This window comes from Streptomyces sp. NPDC104202 (assembly GCF_055584185.1).
In genome coordinates this window covers 39,407-61,458 of sequence record NZ_JBVJMN010000008.1, presented here as the reverse complement: position 1 = coordinate 61,458, position 22,052 = coordinate 39,407, and the positions used below count along the sequence as shown (strand labels likewise).

The 22,052-nt window shown below is 74.7% G+C and carries 22 protein-coding genes; 12 read left to right on the top strand and 10 right to left on the bottom strand.

Annotated features, from left to right (window positions below; all coding sequences use genetic code 11):
- Window positions 1-22: 22 nt before the first annotated feature.
- A complete protein-coding gene (locus ACZ60W_RS07945) occupies window positions 23-895 on the bottom strand; it encodes a MaoC/PaaZ C-terminal domain-containing protein (RefSeq protein ID WP_469754507.1) in 873 nt (290 codons plus the stop codon).
- 288 nt (window positions 896-1,183) lie between these two features.
- Here ACZ60W_RS07945 and ACZ60W_RS07940 point away from each other — a divergent pair, with 288 nt between their 5' ends.
- From ACZ60W_RS07940 to ACZ60W_RS07925, 4 genes are read left to right on the top strand one after another with little or no spacing between them, the layout of a single operon-like run.
- On the top strand, window positions 1,184-2,116 hold the full coding sequence (locus tag ACZ60W_RS07940) for an ABC transporter ATP-binding protein (RefSeq protein WP_469754506.1): 933 nt from the start codon (window positions 1,184-1,186) through the stop codon (window positions 2,114-2,116).
- The gene (locus tag ACZ60W_RS07935) at window positions 2,113-2,832 is read left to right on the top strand and encodes an ABC transporter permease (protein WP_469754505.1); all 720 of its coding nucleotides are present in this window, start codon (window positions 2,113-2,115) and stop codon (window positions 2,830-2,832) included. The genes ACZ60W_RS07940 and ACZ60W_RS07935 overlap by 4 nt, the downstream gene beginning before the upstream one ends.
- A gap of 9 nt (window positions 2,833-2,841) precedes the next feature.
- Window positions 2,842-4,014: a sensor histidine kinase gene (locus ACZ60W_RS07930; protein ID WP_469754504.1), complete on the top strand. Its 1,173-nt coding sequence runs from the start codon at window positions 2,842-2,844 to the stop codon at window positions 4,012-4,014.
- The gene (locus tag ACZ60W_RS07925) at window positions 4,011-4,616 is read left to right on the top strand and encodes a response regulator (RefSeq protein WP_469754503.1); all 606 of its coding nucleotides are present in this window, start codon (window positions 4,011-4,013) and stop codon (window positions 4,614-4,616) included. Before ACZ60W_RS07930 ends, ACZ60W_RS07925 begins: the two co-directional genes overlap by 4 nt.
- A 180-nt stretch (window positions 4,617-4,796) precedes the next feature.
- Here ACZ60W_RS07925 and ACZ60W_RS07920 read toward each other — a convergent pair whose 3' ends face one another.
- Together ACZ60W_RS07920 and ACZ60W_RS07915 are read right to left on the bottom strand one after the other, a co-directional pair.
- Window positions 4,797-6,005 carry a lipid-transfer protein gene (locus ACZ60W_RS07920; RefSeq protein WP_469754502.1) on the bottom strand — a complete coding sequence of 403 codons (1,209 nt, stop codon included), beginning with the start codon at window positions 6,003-6,005 and terminating at the stop codon, window positions 4,797-4,799.
- Window positions 6,006-6,018: 13 nt separating this feature from the next.
- Window positions 6,019-8,214, bottom strand: coding sequence for an acyl-CoA dehydrogenase (locus ACZ60W_RS07915; RefSeq protein ID WP_469754501.1), 2,196 nt, complete (start codon window positions 8,212-8,214; stop codon window positions 6,019-6,021).
- 144 nt (window positions 8,215-8,358) lie between these two features.
- Between ACZ60W_RS07915 and ACZ60W_RS07910 the strand changes: the two genes are divergently transcribed.
- From ACZ60W_RS07910 to ACZ60W_RS07900, 3 genes are all read left to right on the top strand, one after another.
- A complete protein-coding gene (locus ACZ60W_RS07910) occupies window positions 8,359-9,240 on the top strand; it encodes an NmrA/HSCARG family protein (protein WP_469754500.1) in 882 nt (293 codons plus the stop codon).
- Window positions 9,241-9,322: 82 nt separating this feature from the next.
- Window positions 9,323-9,748 (top strand): MarR family winged helix-turn-helix transcriptional regulator, encoded by a 426-nt coding sequence (locus ACZ60W_RS07905; RefSeq protein ID WP_469754499.1) that lies wholly within the window; start codon window positions 9,323-9,325, stop codon window positions 9,746-9,748.
- 97 nt (window positions 9,749-9,845) lie between these two features.
- On the top strand, window positions 9,846-10,256 hold the full coding sequence (locus tag ACZ60W_RS07900) for a DUF4259 domain-containing protein (protein WP_469754498.1): 411 nt from the start codon (window positions 9,846-9,848) through the stop codon (window positions 10,254-10,256).
- Between the two features lie 148 nt (window positions 10,257-10,404).
- On the opposite strand, the gene ACZ60W_RS07895 is transcribed toward ACZ60W_RS07900, so the two are convergent.
- Both ACZ60W_RS07895 and ACZ60W_RS07890 read right to left on the bottom strand, forming a co-directional pair.
- A complete protein-coding gene (locus tag ACZ60W_RS07895; RefSeq protein WP_469754497.1) occupies window positions 10,405-10,785 on the bottom strand; it encodes a hypothetical protein in 381 nt (126 codons plus the stop codon).
- Window positions 10,782-11,231: a hypothetical protein gene (locus ACZ60W_RS07890; protein WP_469754496.1), complete on the bottom strand. Its 450-nt coding sequence runs from the start codon at window positions 11,229-11,231 to the stop codon at window positions 10,782-10,784. The genes ACZ60W_RS07895 and ACZ60W_RS07890 overlap by 4 nt, the downstream gene beginning before the upstream one ends.
- A gap of 331 nt (window positions 11,232-11,562) precedes the next feature.
- Between ACZ60W_RS07890 and ACZ60W_RS07885 the strand changes: the two genes are divergently transcribed.
- Window positions 11,563-12,195: a class I SAM-dependent methyltransferase gene (locus ACZ60W_RS07885; RefSeq protein WP_469754495.1), complete on the top strand. Its 633-nt coding sequence runs from the start codon at window positions 11,563-11,565 to the stop codon at window positions 12,193-12,195.
- A gap of 50 nt (window positions 12,196-12,245) precedes the next feature.
- Here ACZ60W_RS07885 and ACZ60W_RS07880 read toward each other — a convergent pair whose 3' ends face one another.
- The gene (locus ACZ60W_RS07880) at window positions 12,246-14,087 is read right to left on the bottom strand and encodes a hypothetical protein (protein WP_469754494.1); all 1,842 of its coding nucleotides are present in this window, start codon (window positions 14,085-14,087) and stop codon (window positions 12,246-12,248) included.
- A 228-nt stretch (window positions 14,088-14,315) separates the two neighbouring features.
- Between ACZ60W_RS07880 and ACZ60W_RS07875 the strand changes: the two genes are divergently transcribed.
- The 3 genes from ACZ60W_RS07875 (at window position 14,316) to ACZ60W_RS07865 (ending at window position 17,293) form a co-directional block, all read left to right on the top strand.
- Window positions 14,316-15,203: an N-acetylmuramoyl-L-alanine amidase gene (locus ACZ60W_RS07875; RefSeq protein WP_469754493.1), complete on the top strand. Its 888-nt coding sequence runs from the start codon at window positions 14,316-14,318 to the stop codon at window positions 15,201-15,203.
- A 108-nt stretch (window positions 15,204-15,311) separates the two neighbouring features.
- Window positions 15,312-16,172: a hypothetical protein gene (locus ACZ60W_RS07870; protein ID WP_469754492.1), complete on the top strand. Its 861-nt coding sequence runs from the start codon at window positions 15,312-15,314 to the stop codon at window positions 16,170-16,172.
- A 110-nt stretch (window positions 16,173-16,282) separates the two neighbouring features.
- Window positions 16,283-17,293 carry an LLM class F420-dependent oxidoreductase gene (locus tag ACZ60W_RS07865; protein ID WP_469754491.1) on the top strand — a complete coding sequence of 337 codons (1,011 nt, stop codon included), beginning with the start codon at window positions 16,283-16,285 and terminating at the stop codon, window positions 17,291-17,293.
- A gap of 2 nt (window positions 17,294-17,295) precedes the next feature.
- Here ACZ60W_RS07865 and ACZ60W_RS07860 read toward each other — a convergent pair whose 3' ends face one another.
- Window positions 17,296-17,844 carry a hypothetical protein gene (locus ACZ60W_RS07860; RefSeq protein ID WP_469754490.1) on the bottom strand — a complete coding sequence of 183 codons (549 nt, stop codon included), beginning with the start codon at window positions 17,842-17,844 and terminating at the stop codon, window positions 17,296-17,298.
- A 262-nt stretch (window positions 17,845-18,106) separates the two neighbouring features.
- Here ACZ60W_RS07860 and ACZ60W_RS07855 point away from each other — a divergent pair, with 262 nt between their 5' ends.
- Complete coding sequence (locus ACZ60W_RS07855; protein WP_469754489.1) at window positions 18,107-18,946, top strand: helix-turn-helix domain-containing protein; 840 nt, start codon at window positions 18,107-18,109, stop codon at window positions 18,944-18,946.
- A gap of 247 nt (window positions 18,947-19,193) precedes the next feature.
- Here ACZ60W_RS07855 and ACZ60W_RS07850 read toward each other — a convergent pair whose 3' ends face one another.
- From ACZ60W_RS07850 to ACZ60W_RS07840, 3 genes are all read right to left on the bottom strand, one after another.
- On the bottom strand, window positions 19,194-20,045 hold the full coding sequence (locus tag ACZ60W_RS07850) for a DUF2690 domain-containing protein (protein ID WP_469754488.1): 852 nt from the start codon (window positions 20,043-20,045) through the stop codon (window positions 19,194-19,196).
- Between the two features lie 90 nt (window positions 20,046-20,135).
- Entirely contained in the window at window positions 20,136-21,227 is a 1,092-nt protein-coding gene (locus ACZ60W_RS07845; RefSeq protein WP_469754487.1) for a prenyltransferase, read from the bottom strand.
- The gene (locus tag ACZ60W_RS07840) at window positions 21,224-21,970 is read right to left on the bottom strand and encodes a class I SAM-dependent methyltransferase (protein ID WP_469754486.1); all 747 of its coding nucleotides are present in this window, start codon (window positions 21,968-21,970) and stop codon (window positions 21,224-21,226) included. The genes ACZ60W_RS07845 and ACZ60W_RS07840 overlap by 4 nt, the downstream gene beginning before the upstream one ends.
- Window positions 21,971-22,052 lie beyond the last annotated feature (82 nt).

Sequence of the window (22,052 nt, the reverse complement as noted above, 5' to 3'; positions counted from 1 at the left end):
CGGGAGTGGGCGTCGGGTGGTGTCAGGAGTGCTCGACGACGGTGTCGGCGAGCACGGGGGCGTCGTCGCGTTCGACGGCGGTGACCGTCACCTGGACGGAGCCCTCGCCGGCCCACATCCGCACGCGCAGGGTCTCGCCGGGGAAGACCACGCCGGCGAAGCGGGTGCGGTAGGCGCGGACCCGGGTGACGTCCCCGTCGAGCAGGGTGTCGACGACGGCCTTGAGGGTCATGCCGTACGAGCACAGGCCGTGCAGGATCGGCCGGTCGAAGCCGGCGAGCTTGGCGAACTCGGGGTCGGCGTGGAGCGGGTTCCAGTCGCCGGAGAGCCGGTAGAGCAGGGCCTGTTCCTCGCGGACGGGCCGCTCGACGGTCGCGTCGGGCGCCCGCTCCGGGACGGGCAGGCGCTCGGAGGGCCCGCGGTCGCCGCCCCAGCCGCCCTCCCCGCGGACGAAGATCTGGGCGTCGCTGGTCCACAGCGGCCCGTCGTCGTCGGCGGCCTCGGTGCGCAGCACGAGGACGGCGGCCTTGCCCTTGTCGTAGACGGCGGCGACGCGCGAGGTGGAGACGGCCCGGCCGCCGGTCGGGACGGGTCGGTGGAGGGTGATCGACTGTCCGCCGTGCAGGACGGCGGTGAGGTCGATGTCGATGCCGGGGGCGGACAGCCCGCCGACGACGCCCATGCCGGCGCCCGCGACGGTGGCGAAGCTGGGCAGGACGTGGAGCCGGGACTCCAGGGTGTAGCGGAGCTCGTCGGGGTCGGTGGCCGGGCCGGGCTTGCCCTGGAACGAGCCGGCGCCGAGGCCGAGGTGGTAGAGCTGGACGTCCTTGTGGTCCCAGGCGATCTCGGCGCTGCGGGGTTCGGCGGCGACGGCCTTGGCGGGGTCGATGGGCATCGGGCTGCGGCTCCTCGTGGCGGTGAAAGACCTCGATGCGACCGTCCGCACCGTCGGTCGCACCGAGGCCGTGCGGGACCGTCCCGGATCGCGGCCGTTCTAGAACGCGTTCCAGTTCGGTGGACCCCATGTATAGCCCAGGCGGCAGGAGTTGGGAACCCTCCCCGCGACTCTCCCTGACGGTACGTCAGAATTGGGGCCCCGCGCGCGACCCGGGACATTTGTCACGGCCGACCGCGTACATCCGCGCCTGCCGGGACCCCGCCCCGGATTCGTACCGTCGTCCCCATGACGACAGACACCCCGCACGGCCCGGCGGTCTCCTTCGAGGCCGCGACCAGGACGTACGGCGCCGTTCGCGCCGTCGACGGCCTCGACCTCACCGTCCGGCGGGGCGAGACCGTCGCCCTCCTCGGCCGCAACGGCGCCGGCAAGTCCACCGCCATCTCCCTGCTCCTCGGCCTCGACGCACCCGACGGCGGCCGGGTCTCGCTCTTCGGCGGCCCCCCGGACCGCGCCGTGGCCGCCGGCCTGGTCGGCGCGATGCTCCAGGAGGGCCGGCCCGTCCCCCGGGTCACCGTGCGCGAGCTCGTCGGCTTCGTCGCCCGGACCTACCCCGCCCCGATGCCCGTCGCCGAGGCCCTGGCGCTCGCCGGCCTGACCGGCCTCGCCGGCCGCCGCGTCGACCGGCTCTCCGGCGGCCAGGTCCAGCGCGTCCGCTTCGCCGTCGCCCTCACGGGCGACCCGCGCCTGGTCGTCCTCGACGAACCGACGGCAGCCCTCGACGTCGAGGCCCGCCAGGAGTTCTGGGACGCCCTGCGCGGCTACGCGCACCGCGGCAACACCGTCCTGTTCTCCACCCACTACCTGGAGGAGGCCGACACCCACGCCGACCGGATCGTCGTCCTCGACTCCGGCCGCGTCCTCGCCGACGGCACGAGCGAGGAGCTCAAGCGCGCCGCCGGCGGCGGCCTCGTCTCCTTCGACCTCGCCGGCGGCCCCACCGACGGACTCGGCCTGCTCCCGGGCGTCACCTCCTACGAGATCCGCGGCGACCGGGCCCGGCTGCGGACCGGGGACTCCGACGCCACCGTCCGCGCCCTCGCCGCGCAGGACGCCGTCCGCGGCCTGGAGGTCTCCCCGGTCACCCTCAACGACGCCTTCCTCGCCCTCACCCACGCGCCGCGCACCGCGCCCAAGGCCCTGGAGACGACCCGATGATCACCGCGTACGCACGCCTCGAAGTCCGCCGCACCCTGCGCGACCCCGGATTCGCGATCTCGACGATCGGCGTCCCGGTGATGATGTACCTCCTCTTCACCAACCTCGGCGGTGACGACAGCGGCTACAAGACCGCCGCCATGGTCGGCATGGCCGCGTACGGGGCCCTCGGCGCCGCCCTCTCGCTCGGCACCGGCGTCGCCGAGGACAAGTCGACCGGCTGGCTGCGGCAGCTGCGGATCACCCCCATGACGCCCCGCCAGGTCGTCACCGGGCGCGCCCTGACCGGATCGGTCGTCGTCCTCCCCGCCATCGCCGGCGTCCTCCTCGCCGGCGGCCTCGCCAACGGCGTGCGGATGGAGGCGTGGCAGTGGCCGGCCGTCGCCCTCACCCTCTGGCTCGGCTCCCTGCCCTTCACCCTGCTCGGCATCGGCAACGGCTACCGGCTCACCGCCCAGACCACCGGCGTGGTCAACGTCGCCTGCAACCTCGGGCTGGCCGTCGTCGGCGGCCTCTGGTTCCCCGTCGTCCTCTTCCCCGACTGGCTGCGCACGCTCTCCTCGTACACCCCCACCAACCGGTTCGCCGAGCTGGGCGTGTCCGTCACCGAGGGCACGGCCCCGGGCGCGGCGGCCCTGACGGTGATCGTCGTGTGGGCCGCGCTGTTCGGGGCGTACGCGGCGGTCTCGTACCGGCGTGCGGCGAGGACGGTGTAGGAAATGGGCATGACGAACGGGTGGCGCGGACGGCTCGCGGGCGTACGGGAGCGGCGACGGGCGCGGGCCGACCGGGGACCCACGGGACTGAGCCTGCTCCCCTGGCTGCTGATGGGGCTCGGCGCGCTCTCCCACCTCGTCGGCGGCGAGGCGCCGAACCCCTGGATCGGCGGCCTCGGGCTGCTCGCCTTCAACTCCCTCTACATCGCCGTGGTCTTCCGGGCCTTCCACCCGCGCGCCCGGGAGGCCCCCCTGACCTGGGCCCTCCTCGGCACCCTGGGCGCGCTGACCTTCGCGCTCGCCATCGGCTACGGCCGCGAGTGGCTGCTGTTCTTCCCGCTCCTGGGACTCGCCGTCGGAGCGGTGGTCCGCCGCGGCAGGCTCCTGATGGTGATCACCGTCCCGCTGGTCGTGGCCGCCGGCCTGGTGACCTTCTGGCGGGACGGCTGGAACTCCTTCGGCATCGTGTACGGCACGTTCATCTCGGTCATGGTCACCGCGACGATCCTCGCCCTCGACCAGACGGTCCGGCAGCTGCGGGCGACCCGCGAGGAACTGGCCAGGACGGCCGTCGAGAAGGAGCGGCTGCGGTTCTCCCGCGACCTGCACGACCTCCTCGGCCACACCCTCTCGGTGATCGTCGTCAAGTCGGAGGTCGTCCGCCGGCTCGCCCCGACGGACCTCGACGCCGCGCTCGACCAGGTCCGCGACATCGAGTCGGTCGGCCGCCAGGCGCTCACCGAGATCAGGGAGGCCGTCACCGGATACCGCGAGGGAAGCCTCGCCACCGAACTCGACCGCGCCCGCGACGCGCTGGTCACCGCCGGCATCGAACCCGTCGTCCGCCGCTCCGGTCCCCTGCTCGCCCCGCAGACCGAGGCCCTCCTCGGCTGGGTCGTCCGCGAGTCCGCCACCAACGCCGTCCGCCACAGCGGCGCCTCCCGCTGCGTCATCGCCCTCGACGGCGGCCCCGACCGCGTCCGTCTCACCGTCACCGACGACGGCCGTGGTCCCGCCGAGGGTCCCGGAGCACCGGGCAGCGGCCTGCGGGGTCTGCGCGAGCGGGTCGCCGCCGCAGGCGGCACCCTTGAGGCGGGACCGGCCCCCCGGGGCGGCTTCCAGGTCACCGCGGAACTCCCCGCGGAGACCCCCGACCCGCACCAGGGAGAGCCGACACCATGATCAGAGTCCTGCTCGCGGAGGACCAGGGCATGATGCGCGGGGCCCTGGCGCTGCTGCTGGGGATGGAGCCGGACATCGACGTCGTGGCGCAGGTCGCCCGGGGCGACGAGATCGTCGACGCGGCCCTGCTGTCCCGGCCCGACGTGGCGCTGCTCGACATCGAACTGCCCGGGCGCTCCGGCCTCGACGCGGCGGCCGACCTGCGGACCGAGGCACCGGACTGCCGGGTCCTGATCCTCACGACCTTCGGCCGCCCGGGCTATCTGCGCCGGGCGATGGAGGCGGGCGCCGTGGGCTTCCTCGTCAAGGACGGGCCCGTCGAGGAGCTCGCCGAGGCCGTCCGGAAGGCGCTGCGCGGCGAGACCGTCATCGACCCCGCCCTCGCGGCCGCCGCCCTCGGCGCCGGGCCCAACCCCCTCACCGGCCGCGAACGCGACGCCCTCGCCGCCTCCGTCGACGGCGCCACCGTCGCCGACATCGCCGCCACCCTGCACCTCTCCGAGTCCACCGTCCGCAACTACCTCTCCTCCGCCATCGGCAAGACCGGCACCCGCAACCGCATGGAAGCCGTCCGCGCGGCCCGCCGGCAGGGCTGGCTGTAGCGCGGGGCGGGTGAGGGAAGGCGCGCGGTCCGGGCCGGGGCGCGCCGGTGACCGGCCGCGGGTCGTGGAGCGCGAAGCGCAGCGTCGTGTCCTCCACGGGGTCCGCCCGGAGGCCGTCCGCGTCCGGCAGGGAAGCCGCGACCACCCGCGCCTCGGCGCGCGGGGACCGCGGCGGGTCCCTCACTCCGTCGCGTCGGCGTCCCTGCGCAGGAGGGTGACGACGGCGGCGCCGCCGAGGCCGATGTTGTGGGCGAGGCCGACGCGGGCACCGGGGACCTGGCGGGCGCCGGCCTCGCCGCGGAGCTGCCAGACGAGTTCGGCGGTCTGGGCCAGGCCCGTGGCGCCCAGGGGGTGGCCCTTGGAGATGAGGCCGCCGGAGGGGTTCACGACCCAGCGGCCGCCGTAGGTCGTGGCGCCGGACTCGACGAGTTTGCCGGAGGCGCCCTCCTCGCACATGCCGAGCGCCTCGTAGGTGAGGAGCTCGTTGACGGAGAAGCAGTCGTGGAGCTCGACGACGTCGACGTCCTCGATGCCGAGGCCGGAACGTTCGTACGCCTGGCGTGCGGCGGCGCGGGACATGGGGCGGCCGACGGCGTCGATGCAGGAGCCGGAGGCGAAGGACTCCTCGGTGTCGGTGGTCATGGCCTGCCCGGCGATCTCCACCGCCCGTCCCCGCAGGCCGTGCGCGTCGACGAAGCGCCCGGAGACGACGAGCGCGGCCGCGGCGCCGTCGGAGGTGGGCGAGCACTGGAGCTTGGTGAGGGGGCGGTGGACGGTCTTGGCGGCGAGGATCTCGTCGACGGTGTAGACGTCCTGGAACTGGGCGTAGGGGTTGTTCGACGAGTGCCGGTGGTTCTTGGCGCCGACGGCGGCGAGCTGCACCTCGGTGGTCCCGTACCGCTCCATGTGCTCGCGGGCGGCGTTGCCGAAGATCTGGGCGGTGGGCGGGGACATCTCGAATCCGTGGGCGGCGGCCATGATCCCGTAGTGGCGGGCGACGGGCGAGGTGCTGAAGTCGCCGGCGCCCGCTCCGCCGCCGAGGGCGCCCCGGGTCATCTTCTCGAAGCCGACGGCGAGGACGCAGTCGGCGATCCCGCCCTCGACGAACTGGCGGGCGATCATGAGGGCGCTGGAGCCCGTCGCGCAGTTGTTGTCGAGGTTGTGGACGGGAATGCCGGTGAGGCCCAGTTCGTACACGGCCCGCTGTCCGGCGGTGGACGCCTGGAAGCAGTAGCCGACGGCGGCCTGCTCCACGCGCGCGTAGGGGACCCCGGCGTCGGCGAGCGCCGCCGTGCCGGCCTCCCGGACCATGTCCCAGTACTGCCAGTCCCGGGTCTCGGGCTTCTCGAACTTCGTCATCCCGACACCGACGACGTACGCCTTGCCCATCTTCGGTTCCCCCTCAGTCTCTCGGCAGGCCGAGCAGCCGCTCGGCGACGACATTGAGCTGTACCTGTGTGGTGCCGCCCGCGATGGTGAGGCAGCGGGACATGAGCAGTCCGTGGACGGCCCGTTCGCCGGGGCCCTCGCGCACCGCGCCCTCGGGGCCGAGGAGTTCGAGGGTGAGTTCGGCGACCTTCTGCTGATGGAGGGTCTGGACGAGCTTGCGGACGCTGGCGCCCGCGCCCGGTTCGAGTCCGGACACCTGGAGCAGGGTCGTGCGCAGGCCGATGCACGCGAGCGCGTGGGCCTCGGCGAGCAGGGCGCCGACCCGGGCGCGCACGGAGCCGTCCTGTTCCGCGGCCCGTTCGATGAGCGCTTCGAGGCCGGTGTCGAAGGCGACCTGGTCGGCCATGTGGACGCGCTCGTTGCCGAGGGTGTTGCGGGCGACGCGCCAGCCGTCGTCCACCGCGCCGACGACGGCGTCGGCGGGGAGGATCACGTCGTCGAACCACACCTCGTTGAAGAGGGAGTCCCCGGTGATCTCCTTCAGCGGCCGTACGTCGATCCCGGGCGTGTTCCGCATGTCGACGAGGAAGTAGGTGAGGCCCCGGTGCTTGGGGGCGGCCGGGTCGGTGCGCGCGAGCAGGATGCCGTGATGGGCCCACTGGGCGGCGCTCGTCCAGACCTTCTGGCCGTTGATCCGCCACCGGCCGTCCTCCGTGCGTTCGGCGCGGGTCCGCAGGGAGGCGAGGTCGGAACCGGCGCCGGGCTCGGAGAAGAGCTGGCACCAGAGGCGTTCGCCGCGCAGCGTCGGGCCGAGGTGCTCGGCCTGCTGCTCGGGGGTGCCGTGGGCGAGCAGCGAGGGCACGACCCAGGTGGCGATCCCCAGGCCGGCGACGGTGATCCCGGCCTCGTCCAGCTCCCGCTGCACGGCGAGCTGCTGGAGGGGTCCGGCGCCGAGCCCGTACGGCTCCGGGAGGTGCGGGGCGGCGTAACCGGTGGGCGCGAGAGCGCGCCGGGCCGCGGCCGGGTCGAGTCCGGCGGCGGGGGCGACGGCCTCGCGGGCGGACTTCCGGTAGGCGTCGGCCTCGGGCGGCAGGTCGAGGCGCAGCCCCCGCCGGACCCCGGCGGCGGCGTGCCGCAGGGCGGTGAGGCGGTGCCCGTCGGCGGTGCCGAGGAGCTGGCGGGCCACGAGGGCGCGCCGCAGCAGCAGGTGGGCGTCGTGCTCCCAGGTGAAGCCGGTGCCGCCGAGGATCTGGATGCAGTCCTTCGCGCAGGTGAAGGCGGCGTCCAGGGCGGTCGCGGCGGCGAGCGAGGCGGTGAGCGGGAGGGCCTCGTCGTGTCCGGCGGCGGCGCGGGCGGCGTCCCAGGTGAGCGCGCGGGCCTGTTCGAGCCGGACGAGCATGTCGGCGCAGAGGTGCTTGACGCCCTGGAACTGCCCGATGGGCCGCCCGAACTGTTCGCGGGTGCGGGCGTGTTCGGCGGCCGTCTCGACGGCGCGGGCGGCGGTGCCGCAGGCGTCGGCGGCGAAGAGGACCGCGGCGAGGTCGTGGACGAGGGCGGTGGCGGACGCGGCGCCGTCGGAGGCGCCGCCGAGGGAGAGTTCGCGCGCGGCGGGGACGTGGACGGCGCGGGCGGTGACCTCGGCGGTGGGCCGGGTCGGGTCGGCGCTCTCGTGGGGACGCACGGCGAGCCGGTCGGTGTCCACGGCCAGCCAGACGCCGCCGTCGGCGGTGGCCGCCCGCAGGAGGAGCAGGTCGGCCTGGGCGGCGCCGAGGACGGGCGGCGCGGTGCCGTCGAGGAGGTGGCCGCCCGCCGTGCGCACGGCGGTGAGGGTGCCGGTCCCGCCGAGGGCGACGGCCGCGACGCGTTCCCCGCGGGCGAGGTCTCCGGCCGGCTCCCCGTGGCCGGCGCGGTGCAGGATCTCGGCGGCGAGCACGCAGGGCAGGTACGGCCCGGGCAGCAGCGCCCGCGCCGCCTCCTCGACGACCACGGCCAGGTCCCCGAGCGAGCCGCCCCCTCCGCCGCGCTCCTCCGGGAGGTGCGGCCCGAGGAGTCCCTGCGCGGCGACGGCGTCCCAGTACGCGGGTCGGCCGGTGGCGGTGCCGGGGACGTCGAGGTGCTTGCGTACCGCCTCGGGCGGTACGGCGCGGGCGAGCAGGCCCCGGACCGATCGGGCGAGCTCCCGCTCTTCGTGCGTGATGGCGATGCCCATGCCGCGCAGACTAGAACACGTTCCAATCTGACGGAAGGTCAGAAACGAGACGAGAAAAATCTGCATGACGCAGGGGAATGGGCGGTAGAGTCTCCTGTGTGGCGCAGAGAGTGCGCTGCGCAGTCACCACGAACGGGGAATCCCATGCTCACCGTCGCCGTCACCGGGGCCACCGGAGCCCAGGGCGGGGCCACCGCCCGCAGCCTGCTCGCCGCGGGCCACCGCGTGCGCGCCCTCACCCGCCGCACCGGCTCCCCCGCCGCCGACGCCCTGCGCACCCTCGGCGCCGAGGTGCGGTACGCGGACTTCGACGACCGCCCCTCGCTGGACTCCGCCCTCGCGGGCGCCGACTCCCTCTTCGCCGTCACGGCCATCGAAGGCGGCGGCGAGGCCGAGGTCCGCCAGGGCACCGCGCTCGTCGACGCGGCGGCCGCCGCCCGCCTGGGCCACGTCGTCCTCACCTCCGTCGCCCACGCCGACCGCGACACCGGCATCCCGCACTACGACAGCAAGCGGGCCGTCGAGCACCACCTCCGCGCCTCGGGCACCCCCTGGACCGTGATCGGCCCCGCGGCCTTCATGGACAACTACACCGGCGGCTGGACCGCCGACGGCCTGCGCGAGGGCGTCTTCGCCTGGCCGATGCCGGCCGACCGGCCGCTCGCCCTCGTCTCCTCGCGGGACATAGGCGCCTTCGCCGCCCTCGCGCTCGGCCGCCGCGCCGACTTCACCGGCCGGCGCGTCGACATCGCCTCCGACGAACGCACCCCGGCGGGGATGACCGCCGTCCTCGCCGCCGCCCTCGGCCGCCCGGTCTCCTACCAGGAGGTGCCGCTCGCCCACGTGCGCACCCGGTCCACGGATCTGGCCGCGATGTTCGCGTACTTCACCACGACCGGACTCGACGTCGACGTCACCGGGCTGCGCCGCGAGTTCCCCGAGGTCGGCTGGCAGGATTTCGGAGCATGGGCACGGGCCCAGGACTGGCCGTCGATACTGGCTGCCGAGCCCGCGCCGGCGCACTGACCACCGGCCGGGCGCGGACCGGCGGCCGCGCAACGGCCACCGACGCCACCGACGCCACCGACGCCACCGAGGGGAATCCCGCATGGAGCCCGCGTCCACACCCATCGGCTATCTGCTCAACCGCACCGACGCGGCACTGACCCGGGTCATGGACGGCACGCTCGGGGAGTTCGGCCTCACCCGCGTCGCCTGGCAGGTCCTCAACGTCGTCCGCGACGGGGACGGGGCAACCGATGCCGAGGTCCTGTCGGCCCTCTCCGCCAACGCCGGCACCGCCGCCCTGACGGCCGCCGTCGACCGCGTGCTCGCCGACGGCTGGGCTTCCCGCCCGGCCCCGGGACGGCTCGCCCTCACCCCCGACGGCGCCCGCCGCCTGGACGAGGTCGGCACGCACGTCGCGGCCTTCCGCAGACGGTCCGTCGACGGCATCTCGACCGACGAGTACGGCACCGCCGTCCGCGTCCTGAAGCGGATGATCGAGAACCTCGAAGGCCCGGGCCGCCCCTGAGCGGCACGGGCGGCCGGAGACACCGGAAGTCCGTTGTCAGTGGCGGGTGTCACGCTGTCGGCACAGCAGAGCACGTGACCGAGAGAGCGAGTACGCCATGGGCACCTGGGACATCGGCCCCTTCGACAACGACACCGCAGCCGACTTCTCCTACCGGGTGGACGAGGCCCCCGAGGAGAAGCGGGCCGAGGTGCTGCTCGCGGCCTTCCGCGAGGTGACCTCGACGGGCGAGGAGTACCTCGACGCGGACCTCGCGGTGGAGGCGATCGCGTCGGCCGCCCTGGTCGCGGCCCAGTGCCCGGGCGGCGAGCCGGTCACCACCTCCTACGGACCGAAGAAGCCGCTTCCCGAACTCCCGCCGGAGTCCCGCCCCCTGGCCGCCCGGGCCCTGGACCGCATCCTGGTCCAGCCCTCCGAACTCCTGGAGCTCTGGGAGGAGTCGGACGGCGAGGAGTGGAAGGCCGGGGTACGCAAGCTCCGCGCGGTCCTGACAGGCGCGGCGGGCTGACACCGCCGGGCGCGCGTGTCCCGGGGCCCCGAAGACACAGCCTCGGGCCAGGTCCCGGCCGCCGTGCCCCACACCCTTCGCCCCTCTTGCCCGGGGCCCCTTGCACCGAGCACCGAGCACACGCCCCCGGCACCGGCCCCGCCCGCGCTCACTCCCGGCCGAGGGCCCGCCGCAGCCGGCCGCGGGCCGGCGGCTCCGCCGGGGGTGGCTCGTGGGTGTACTCCAGCTCGGCGACCGAGATGCGGACGTGCGCGGTGTGCGTCTCCTCGCTCCTCGTGGAGGAGTTCCACTCGGACGACGCGATCTCCACGAGCCAGCTGGTGTCGCCGACGCGGAACACCCGGCGACCGTAGGCGCCGGGGTGTACCGCGTCGGCACCGGCCATCGTGCAGGTGCGCGCCAGTTCGCCCGCGCGGGCGAGCGCCCGGTCCCGGCCCCCGTCGACCGGCTCCGTCCTGACCAACTCCCATTCCCGGTGCGTCCAGGTCGTCGTCTCGACCAGCACCCACCAGCCCCCGCCGCCGCTCATGTCCGCCTCCCGTCGGCCGGGCCCATCCGCCCGGCCCCTCGCTCCGGCCGCCGTCTCCCGCGCCACGCGAGCACCGCGGACGCGACGGTCGCCGTGATGGCGGTCACCGCCAGCACCAGCAGTCCCGGATTGACCCACCAGGGCACGATCTCGTAGCCGCGGCACACCAGACTGACCGGCAGCGCGCTGCTGGAGTCCGGGTACGTCTTCATCCCCGCCGCGAACCAGCAGGCGTCCTCGGGGAAGAGGAACGGCAGGTACGACAGGCCGTACACGTGCAGCGCGCCGCCCGCGAGGGTCGCCAGGCCCGCGAGGTAGGCCGTCTTCCTCGCCGCGGTGCGGCGCGGGCGGGGCGGGGGCGGCAGCGCGTCCCCCCGGCGGGCCCGGACCAGTCCCACGAAGGTGATGCCCGCCCACGCGGGCAGCACGAGGGCGAGGATCGCCATCCCGATGAGCGTCGCCACGGTCAACGGCCGGTACGGCCCGCGGTGCGGCCGTCTTCCGCGCCGGGGCAGCGGGACGGCTCGCGACGGCGCGCGCCGGCCGGGTCCACGTCGCCCCCCATGACGTTCCTCCCTCACCCGCGGGCTCTTCCGCCGCATCCTCCACGGACGGGGCGCGCGCCCGCAAGGCCGGGCGGGGAGGCGCGGGGCTTCCCCGGCGTCCCGGGACGCGCCGCGGTGTGCGGCGGCGAAGCGGTCTCCCGTGTGGTTCGCGTGCGACGGGTAGGGCACGATGGGCGCTCGATACCCGCGTACCCGCCAGTAGGAGTCAGCCATGTCCGTGCCCGAGCCCGAGATCCTTGCCGCCTTCGAGGCCGCGAAGGGCTTCATGCCCGTCGGGGAGGGACTGGCGCTGTACGCCGCCGCCGCCCGGGCGGCCGAGCTGGGGCTGCCGCTGCTGGAGGTCGGGACGTACTGCGGGCGGTCGACGATCCTGCTGGCCGACGTGGCGCGGCGGGCGGGGACGGTCGCGGTGACGGTGGACCACCACCGGGGCAGCGAGGAGCAGCAGCCGGGCTGGGAGTACCACGACCCGACGGTGGTCGACCCGGAGGTGGGTCTCATGGACACGCTGCCGACGTTCCGCCGGACGCTGCGCAAGGCGGGTCTCGAGGAGCACGTGGTGGCCGTGGTCGGCCGGTCGCCGCAGGTGGCGAAGGTGTGGGGCGGGCAGCTCGGTCTGGTGTTCATCGACGGCGGGCACACCGACGAGCACGCCTCGAACGACTACGAGGGCTGGGCGCCGAAGGTGGCGCCCGGCGGGGTGCTGGTCATCCACGACGTCTTCCCCGACCCGGAGGACGGCGGGCAGGCGCCGTACCGGATTTACCTGCGCGCCCTGGAGTCGGGCGCGTTCGAGGAGATCTCGGTGACCGACTCGCTGCGGGTGCTCCGCCGGGTGGGCTGAACGGGCCGGCGGCCGCCACCGTGAGGGTGGCGGGGACGCGTGGCGCCGGGTCAGAAACCGGAGGTCACGTAGAGGCAGTTGGTGTAGCTGTAGCCGGGTTCGATCTTGGCCTTGCTGGACTTGGTGTCCCCGGCCGACGACGTGCCGGTGGACGCCCGCTTCTGGAGGAAGTGGTAGTCGCCGGCGGGCAGCAGCAGGGTCGCCTTGGGGTACTTCGAGGACGGTCCGGTGCAGGCCTTGACCTTCTTGTCGTTGGAGAAGATCGGGCTCGGGTACTTGGTGCAGGTGCCGCAGGCCTTGAGGGTGACCTTGCCGGTCATCGGGCCGGTGTAGAGCAGCTCGACCTCGCCGGGGCCGTCGTTGCTGACCACCATGACCATCCGGCTGCCGCCGGGGACCTCCGCCGGGGGCAGGTTCTTGCCCGCGGCCGGCTCCTCGTCGGCGATCTCGGCGGCGATGGCGATCGAGCGGGCGTGCGCGGCCTGGGGGCTGGACGGGTACGCCTTGGCGTACTCGGTCATGGTCGTGATCGCGTCGGTGAAGTCCTTGTCCTTGAACTGGGAGGTCCCGCAGGCGAAGTGCCCCCGCTGCACCGCCGCGGCGGCCTCCTTCGCGGCGCCCTGGAGCGAGGGGTCCCTCATGTTGTCGAGGGAGGAGTCGAGCGCGCGCAGCTCCTCGGTGGTCTCGCAGGGTGCGGAGCCGCCGTCGAGGGCGGTCGTCCGGGTCTTGATCGCCGCGCGGACGGCCGGTTCGACCTGGGTGGCCTCGCGGGACTTCGGGAAGGTGTCGAGGAGGTCGTTGAGGCTCTCGCTCGCGGTCGGGTCGGCGGTCCGCACCCCGAGGGCCGCCGTGCCGCACGCGTAGAGGGACGCGGCGAGCGGCTCGTCGGTCTTGGCGGGCCGGGAGCCGAGGAGTTCCTTGTCGACCGTGCCGGACAGCCCCCGCAGGTGCTTCAGCGGCGGGACGGCCTCGCAGTACCGCTTCGCGGCGTACGGGGCGGAGACCGTCGCGTAGTAGGCGTCGAGCCGCTGGGGCACCAGCTTCCCGGCCCGGGAGCCCGCGTGCCGCGTCCCGAGGTCCTGGTAGGTGGCCAGGGCCTTGCGGAAGGTCGGCTCGGCCTTGTCGAAGGCGAGGCCGTCGGCGGACTTCACGAGGCCGTCCGCCGCGGCGAGCCGGTCGAGCAGCGCCTGCTCCCTCGCCTCGTCGCGGGCCGCCCCGTACGCGAGCGAGCCGCCCGCGGGGACGGCGAGGAGCACGACGGCGAGCGGGAGCGCGAGGCGCCGGAGGGAGTCGCCGACCCGGAGCGTGGCGCGCAGCCCGCGGCGGGCGCCGTCGGCGGCCGCCGCGAGCAGGAAGACGCCGTAGCCGATGAGGACGCCCGCGGGGACGCCGTCGACGTCGGCGGGGAGCGCGAGGACGAGCAGGGCGGCGGTGGCGAGCCAGCAGACGGCGGCGCCGGCCCAGTGGCGCAGCAGCACGTAGCCGAGGCCGAGGCAGGAGAGGTTGAGGAGGCCGATCATGGCGGCCTGCGCGCCGTTGGCCTCGCCGGGCGGCGGGGCGGGCGGCTGTGGGCCGAGTCCGGACGGCGGGCCGTAGCCGAAGGAGCCGTGTCCGGGCGGCGGGCCGAATCCCGGCGGCACCGCGGGCTGCGGCGGTACGGCGGCCCCTCCCGTCCAGCCGGGCGGGGGTCCGGAACCGGGCGGGGCCGCGGCGCCCGCGTCGGCTCCCGCGCCGCTGCCGGCGGCGGGCGGCGTGCCGAAGGCGAGCGTGGGCGTGGCCGGCGCCTCGGGAGCGGGCCCGGCCGGGGCCGGGGCCGTCCAGGGCGGTTCGGCGCCTCCGGGGGCCGCCGGCTGCTGCGGCACCTTGGGCGCCGCCTGGATGCGCGGGTCCAAGGGTCTGTCGTCCGGAACACGGTCGGACGGCTCGGGACGTGCGTCGTTCGGTTCTTCCCCCACCACGGTTCCCCCTCGTGGGCCATTGCGCGGTGACACCCCACCGTCGCCTCTTCTCACCTACCCTTCACGGTCCGCGCACACGCGTCCACCGTTCCGCGAAGCGGTGACCAAGCTGCGACGTACGGGCTGCGGGCATTCGCCGCGCGCAGGGCCTAGAGTCGCGGGGTGCCGTACGACCACCGGAACACCGCCCGCCGTACTCTCGCCGCCCTCGCCGCCGCGGGCTGCCTCGCCGCACTCGCCGGATGCGGGGCGTCCCAGGCCGCTCCGTCCGCCGGAAAGGCCCAGGACGCCCAGGAGGCCCTGCGGACCTCGCAGTCCCGGCCGCCGCTCCCCGTACCGACGCGGAGCCGCTCGCCGCTCCCCCTCTCCCAGAGCCGCTCGCTCGTCGGCCGTACCGTCGTGATCGACCCGGGGCACAACTCGGGCAATTTCCGCCACACCACGGAAATCAATAAAAAGGTGAACATCGGGACGACACGCAAGGAATGCGACACGACCGGGACCTCCACCGACGCGGGGTACACGGAGGCGTCGTTCACCCTGGACGTCTCCCACCGGCTGCGGGACCTGCTGACCGCGCGCGGCGCGAAGGTGGTCCTGACCCATGACGGCGACCGCCCCTGGGGTCCGTGCATCGACGAGCGGGCCCGCATCGGCAACGCCGCCCGCGCCGACGCCGTCGTCTCCGTCCACGCGGACGGCTCGGCCGTCGGCAACCGCGGCTTCCATGTGATCCTTCCCGCACGGGTGCGCGCCGGAGCGGCCGACACCGCCCCGATCGTCGGCCCCTCCCGCGCGCTGGGCGAGCGCATCGCCGGCGCGTTCGCCCGCGCGACCGGCACGTCCCCCGCCAACTACCTCGGCGGAGGTACCGGGTTGGACGTCCGGTCCGACCTCGGCGGCCTCAATCTCTCAACCGTGCCCAAGGTCTTCGTCGAATGCGGCAATATGCGTGATCCCAAGGACGCACGACTGCTCACGTCGTCGACGTGGCGACAGAAGGCGGCCCAGGGGATGGCCGACGGCATCGCGACCTACCTCAAGGGGTAGAACCGGCGGGCGATAGATTCGCTCCGTACGATGGGGCCGCCCCCGTGCCGTGAAGCCCCGAGTGCCACCCCCCGACGCGACGAACGACGACCGACGAAGGACTCTTACGTGAATATCCGCTCCCTCACCCGAGGCGATGGCGTGCTGATCGGCGCAGCGGTGGTGCTGTTCATCGCCTCGTTCCTCGGATACGCCGGCTGCGACGGCCCGGATGCCATCTGCGACCAGGTCGACCTGCCGTACTCGTGGGAGGCTTCGCCGCTCGGCTGGGGCTCCTTCTTCCTCGGCCTCGCCGGCATCGCCCTCGTCGTCGTCTCGCACGGCCTGCCGCAGCAGCGCAAGGTCGTCGGCCTCGAGCTCGGCCAGGTCGGCACCGCGTTCACCATCGCCTCGGCGTGGACGCTGCTGATGTGGGTCTTCGAGTCGACGAGCGCGGGCGCCGGCCTCATCCTCGGCCTCATCGCCGCGCTGGTCGCGGCCGGTGCCGCGGTGGCCGGTCCGCTGGTGCCCGCCCTGAAGGCCCCGCTGATGGGCGCGCCGCGCCCGCAGGCCCCGCAGCCGTACGGCATGCAGCCGGGCCAGCCCGGTCAGCCGGGCGTCCCCGGCGGCTACGGCTACCCGGGCGCGCAGCACCCGCAGTACGGCGGCCCGCAGGACCCGTCGCACGGCGCGGGCGCCCCGTTCGGCGCGCAGGCCGGCGCCCCGCAGCCGCACGCCCCGCAGCAGCCGGAGCCGCAGGCCCAGGCCCCGCAGCCGGCCGCGCCCGCCGCGGACTTCGCGCCGTTCTGGTTCGCGGTCCCGGTCGCCCGTCCGCTGTACGCGGAGGACGGCTCGCAGGCGCCGATCGCCGAGCTGGCGCCCGGCACCTGGTACCTGGCGGTCGAGCAGCGCGGCGCGGCCCTGGTGGCCCAGACGCAGGACGGCCGCCGCGGCGTGCTGCAGGACACCACCGGCATCCAGCGCGGCTAGGGCCGCACGCCCTCGCGCAACGGCCCCCCGCCCGGAATCCCTTCCGGGCGGGGGGCCGTTGCCGTACAGTGCCCGCACTACCTGACGGTTCGTCAGAAAGGTTGCGGGGCATGCGACTCGGACTCGCCCTCGGCTACTGGGGCCGCGGCCCCTCCGCCACCCACCTCGAACTCGCCCAGGAGGCCGAACGGCTCGGCTACGCCTCCGTGTGGACGGCGGAGGCCTGGGGCTCGGACGCCTTCACGGCACTGACCTGGATCGCCGCGCACACCAGCCGGATCGGGCTGGGCACGGCCGTCGCGCAGATGGCCGCGCGCGCGCCGACGACGACGGCCATGCACGCGCTCACCCTGGACCACCTCTCCGGAGGCCGGATGCTCCTGGGGCTCGGGCTGTCCGGACCGCAGGTCGTCGAGGGCTGGTACGGCCGGCCCTTCCCCCGCTCGCCGCTGACCGCGACCCGCGAGTACGTGGACGTGGTCCGGCAGGTCCTGCGCCGCGAGGGCCCCGTCCGGCTCGACGGACGACACCACTCCCACCCGTACTCCGGCGAGGACGGCACGGGACTCGGCAAGCCGCTCAAGCCGATCACCCATCCGCTGCGGGCCGACCTCCCCGTGCTGCTCGGGGCCGAGGGCCCCCGGAACATCGCGCAGACCCTGTCCATCGCCGACGGCTGGCTGCCGCTCTACTGGACGCCGGAGCGCTGGGCGCAGGTGTACGCGCTCCCCGAGCACCTCCCGGACGGCTTCCTCGTCGCCCCGATGGTCCGGGCGCAGCTGTGCGAGGACGTGACGGCCGGACTGCTGCCGGTCAAGGCGATGCTCGGCTTCTACATCGGCGGCATGGGGCACTCGGCCCGCAACTTCCACGCCGACCTGATGGGGCGGATGGGGTACGAGAAGGAGGCCCGGCGCATCCAGGAGCTGTTCGCGGCCGGCCGCCGCGAGGAGGCCGTGCTCGCCGTGCCGGACGCCTTCGCCGACGAGATCTCGCTCGTCGGCCCGCGCCGCAGGATCGCTGGACGGCTCGACGCGTGGCGGCGGGGTCCGGTGACCGACCTCCTCGTCACGTCACCGGACCCCGCCACGCTCCGCGTCCTGGCGGAGCTGAGCACCTGACGTCAGCCGCCCAGCTGCGAGGTGCTGGGCACCTGGTCGACGACCTCGGCGCCGGCGCTCTTCCCTGCGTCCTTGACGCTGTTGATGACGCTCTCGAAGGCGCCGACGTCCGCGTCACCCGCCTGGCCCTTGCGGAGCTTGGTCCCGAGGTCCTTCAGCGAGTCGATCCCGGCCGTCAGCGGCACGACCGCCTTCGACAGCAGCGGGTCTCCCTTGGCGTTGTTCACGGCCGCCTTGAGCCGGTTGTACGTGAACGCCCCCGCCAGGCCCGCCTTCACCAGGGCGACGGTCCGGCCGTCGGCCCCCTTCTTGAACTTGCCCGCGCGGTAGGGCTTCACGATCCACTGGTAGGCGGCACCGGCCGCCAGGCCCGCGTTGGCCACGAACCGCGTCTTGGCGAGCTTCTGCTGCTCGACGGTGCTCGTGCTCGACGGGGTCGCGGCGGCGTTCGTGCTCTGCGCCTCCCCGTCACCGCCGCAGGCGGCGGTGGTCAGCAGCAGAGTGCAGGACAACAGCAGCGCCACGACGCCACGGGACACGGTTCTGGGCACGGCGAAACCTCCCTGGGGACTGTGGCGCCAGCCTCGCCGCGCCCCCCGCGGCCCGCCACCGGGGTGGCTCCGAACGGGTTCCGCGCCCCTCGCCCCCGTCCCTGTTCGCGCACGTCGTCGCAGGTGGGAGGCGGGGGACGTCCCCCGGCATCCCTGGGACGCCGCCGCCTCTGGCCCGCCGTCCGGCCCGATCCGACAGTGGGGGGTGAAGGCCGGTCCGGGACGGCTCCGGACCCCAGGAGGTGTGACGGTGAGACGCCGCGTGTGCGCAGCGGGAAACTGCCAGTGGTTCTACGCGAGGCCCGACGCCCGGCTCCGGCCGGGCGTCGGGACCTACCGCGGGTTCCGGTCGGCGGCGGGGCCGCCGCAGGAGCGCCTGGTCGTGCCGAGCGGGCGGGTGTCGCTGCTCATCGGCTTCGGCGGCGAGGTGCGGCTGGGCCGGACGGGCCGCGGGGCGACGGGGACCCCGGCCCCGGCACACACCTCGGTGGTGTCCGGGCTGCACACCCGGGCCCGGGTGCTCGGGCACCGGGGAGATCTCCACGGCGTGGAGCTCACCCTCGCGCCCTGGGCCGCGTACCGCCTCCTCGGCACCCCCCTCGGGGAGCTCGCGGACACCATGACCGACCCGGCGGACCTCCTGGGCGGCCGGTTCCGCCGGCTCGGCACGGCGCTGGAGGCGGCCCCCGGCTGGCGCGAGCGGTTCGCCCTGGTCGACGAGGCGCTGCTGCGCTGGACGGCCGGCGCCGCGCCGTCCCGCGAGCCGTCCCCGGCCGTCCTGGAGGCCTGGCACCTCCTCGACCGTACGGCGGGTGCCGTCCCGGTCCGCGAGCTGGCCGCCCGCACCGGCCGGAGCCCCCGCCACCTGGAGAACCGCTTCCGCGAGCAGATCGGCCTCACCCCCAAGCGCCTCGCCCGCGTCCTGCGGCTGAACCGGGCGATCCGCCTGCTCACCCAGGGCGGCCGCGCCGCCGACGTCGCGGCCGCCTGCGGCTACTGCGACCAGTCCCATCTGAGCCGCGAGTTCACCGCCGTCACCGGCCTCCCACCCGGCCGCTTCCTCGCCGCCCGCACCGCGACGAGCACCTGGCTGGCCGGCTGAGACCCACCGGTCACGGACCCCTGCGTTTTTGTCCAATACACGTCCGCACGACGGATGCCAGCCTGTCTGCGCGCGCGACCCGCCGGGTCGCTCACGACACGAAGGCGGAGGTCCCGCACATGACCCGGGGCCCGGCGACACGGGGGTGTGCCGGGCCCCGAACTCCGGGAACGGACAGGACGGAGCGGTCAGGCCCGCGGGACCCTGACGCGCCGCCAGGAGCGGGCCGCGCGGGAGGTCCTGGGGGCTACGGCTGCTGTTCCTCGCTCGGGATGAAGCGACCGGTGCAGCTGCGGGCGCCGTCCTTCGGGAGGGCGGCGCAGACCCACACCGAGCCGTCGTCCGGGGCGGCGATCAGGGGGGTGTAGACGTCCCGGTCGTAGTGCACGACGTCGGCCTGCGCGGCGCCGTCGGAGTTGTTGACGACGACGGTGGCGCCGACCTGGGCGAAGGAGATCCGGCCCCAGGCCGCCTGGCACGCCTTGCTGTAACGGAGCTCGATCACCAGGTCCTTGGGGATGGAACCGGTACGGACCGTGACGGCGTCGGCCCCGCAGTTCATCTTCTTCGGATCCCGGCCCTCGCAGGGGGCGCCCTGGCAGCCGGTCGCCGGACCGGCGACCTTCACGGGCGGCTTCGCCTCGTCGGACGGCAGCAGGGCGTAGCCCAGGGCGGCTCCCGCGGCGAGGACGGCCGCGGCCACGGCCACGGCCGCGATCCACGCCGCGCGGCGGCGCCCGGGCCGTACGGACCCGGCCGGGTCCCGGTCCGGCCCGTCGGCGGGGTCTTCGGGGGCGCCGGCGGCCGGCTGCCCTTCCTCCGCGGAGGCCGGCTCCGGGTCGGCCGTGGCCCGTTCCCCGTCGGCCCGCTCCCAGAGGGCGAGCAGGGCCGCCGGGTCCTTGCCCCCGAGCCGGCCGATGCTCTCCACGGCGGCCCGGGGCGGGAACTGCTTCCCGTTGACCCACCGTTCCCACGACGACTTGGCGTAGTGGGTCTTCTCGCCGAGCTGGGCGAAGCTCAGCCCCGACGCCTTCTTCAGCGCGAGCAGTTCGCCCGCCAGCTCCCCGGCCGCAGTCGCGGCCGAGGATCTCTCACTCACAGACCCTCGACGGTCCACTTGACTCTGCTCTCCCGCACCGTGCGCGTGTCCATGCCACTCATGAACGCGCACATCCTAAAGCGCCGGAAATCAGACGCGGCAGCAGTCCGGTTCGAGGCCCTGCGGGAGGCGTTCGCCGCCGAAGACCGCGACGGTGGCCTCCTCGCCGCCGAGGGCGGCGACCGCGAGCAGCAGGGACCCGGCGGTCCAACTGGTCTGCTCCTCGGGCCAGAAGGCCTTGTCGGACTCCTGCTCGCCCTCGAAGACGTACCCCGTCCAGTACATGCCGTTCGCGGCCCGCAGGTGCGCGAGGTCCTGGAGGATCGCCAGGGCCCGGTCCGACTCGCCCATCGCCCAGAGCGTCAGGGCGAGTTCGCAGGACTCGCCGCCGGTGACCCACGGGTTGGGGACGACGCAGCGCACGCCGAGGCCGGGCACGACGAACGCGTCCCAGCCGGCCTCGATGCGGGCCTGCGCCTCGGGCCCGGTGACCGCCCCGCCGAGGACGGGGTAGTACCAGTCCATCGAGTAGCGGGACTTGTCGAGGAAGCGCTCGGGGTGCCTGCGGATCGCGTGGCCGAGGGCGCCGGCCGCCAGCTCCCAGTCCGGCTGCGGCTCCTCGCGCGCCTCGGCGATGGCGAGGGCGCAGCGGAGCGCCTGGTGGACGGACGAACTGCCGGTCAGCAGGGCGTCGCCGACCGCGGTGCCGTCGTCCTCGCGCTTCCAGCCGATCTGGCCGCCGGGCTGCTGGAGCCCGAGGACGAACTCCACGGCCGCGTAGACCACCGGCCACATGCGGTCGAGGAAGGCGTCGTCGCCGGTGCACAGGTAGTGGTGCCAGACGCCGACGGCCACGTACGCGACGAAGTTGGACTCGCGGTTCCGGTCGGTGACCCGGTCCGCCTCGCCGTCGTGGTAGGCCGCGTACCAGGAGCCGTCGCCGTTCTGGTGGCGGGCGAGCCACGCGTAGGCGCGGGCCGCGGCGTCGTGCTCGCCGGCGGCGTCCAGGGCCATGGCGGCCTCGGTGTGGTCCCACGGGTCGAGGTGGTGGCCCCGGAACCACGGGATGGCCCCGTCCTCGCGCTGCGTCCCCAGGATCCCGGCGACGGTCTCCGCGGCCTGTTCGGCGGTGAGCACCCCGGGCAGGACGAGGTGTTCGGCGATCCGCTCGGGGGACGTCACTTCGCCGCGTCCGCGGTGTCGGCCTTCGGGAGGTGGGGCTTGGTCGCGTACGCCACGAAGCTCTTGCCGACGACCGGGTTGAGCAGCTGCTCGGCGACCCGGGTCAGGGCGGGCTTCTTCATGATGTCCCAGACCAGGAGCTTGTGGTAGGCGCGGACCGGCAGCGCCTTGTCGTTGTCCACGCCGAAGGCGCACTTCAGCCACCAGTACGGCGAGTGCAGCGCGTGGGCGTGGTGGGTGCCGTACGGCCTGAGGCCGGCCTGCCGGATCTTGGCGAGGAGCTCGTCGGCCTTGTAGATGCGGATGTGGCCGCCCTCGACCTCGTGGTACGCGTCGGAGAGCGTCCAGCAGACCTTCTCGGGGCCGTAGCGGGGCACGGTGATCGCGATCCGGCCGCCCGGCCTGAGGACCCGGACCATCTCGGCGAGCACGCCCTTGTCGTCCGGGATGTGCTCCATGACCTCGGAGATGATGACGACGTCGAAGGACTCGTCGGGGAACGGCAGGTTGAGGGCGTCGCCCTCCATCGCGGTCGCGGTCGCCCCGGCGGGGGCCTCGCCGGCCTCCTTCATCGCCGCGAACCACTTGGCGACCTCGCGGATCTCCTCGCCGTTCTGGTCGAGGGCCACCACCTGCGCGCCGCGCCGGTAGCACTCGAACGCGTGCCGACCCGCACCGCAGCCCAGGTCGAGCACGCGGTCGCCGGGGGCGAGCGGGAAGCGGGTGAAGTCGACGGTCAGCACGAGGTCCTGCTTTCGGGGTGGGAAGGTGGAGGTGGGCAGGCGTTCCGCGGGGCGCTGGGGGTCCTCCCCGCTCCGCCGGTGC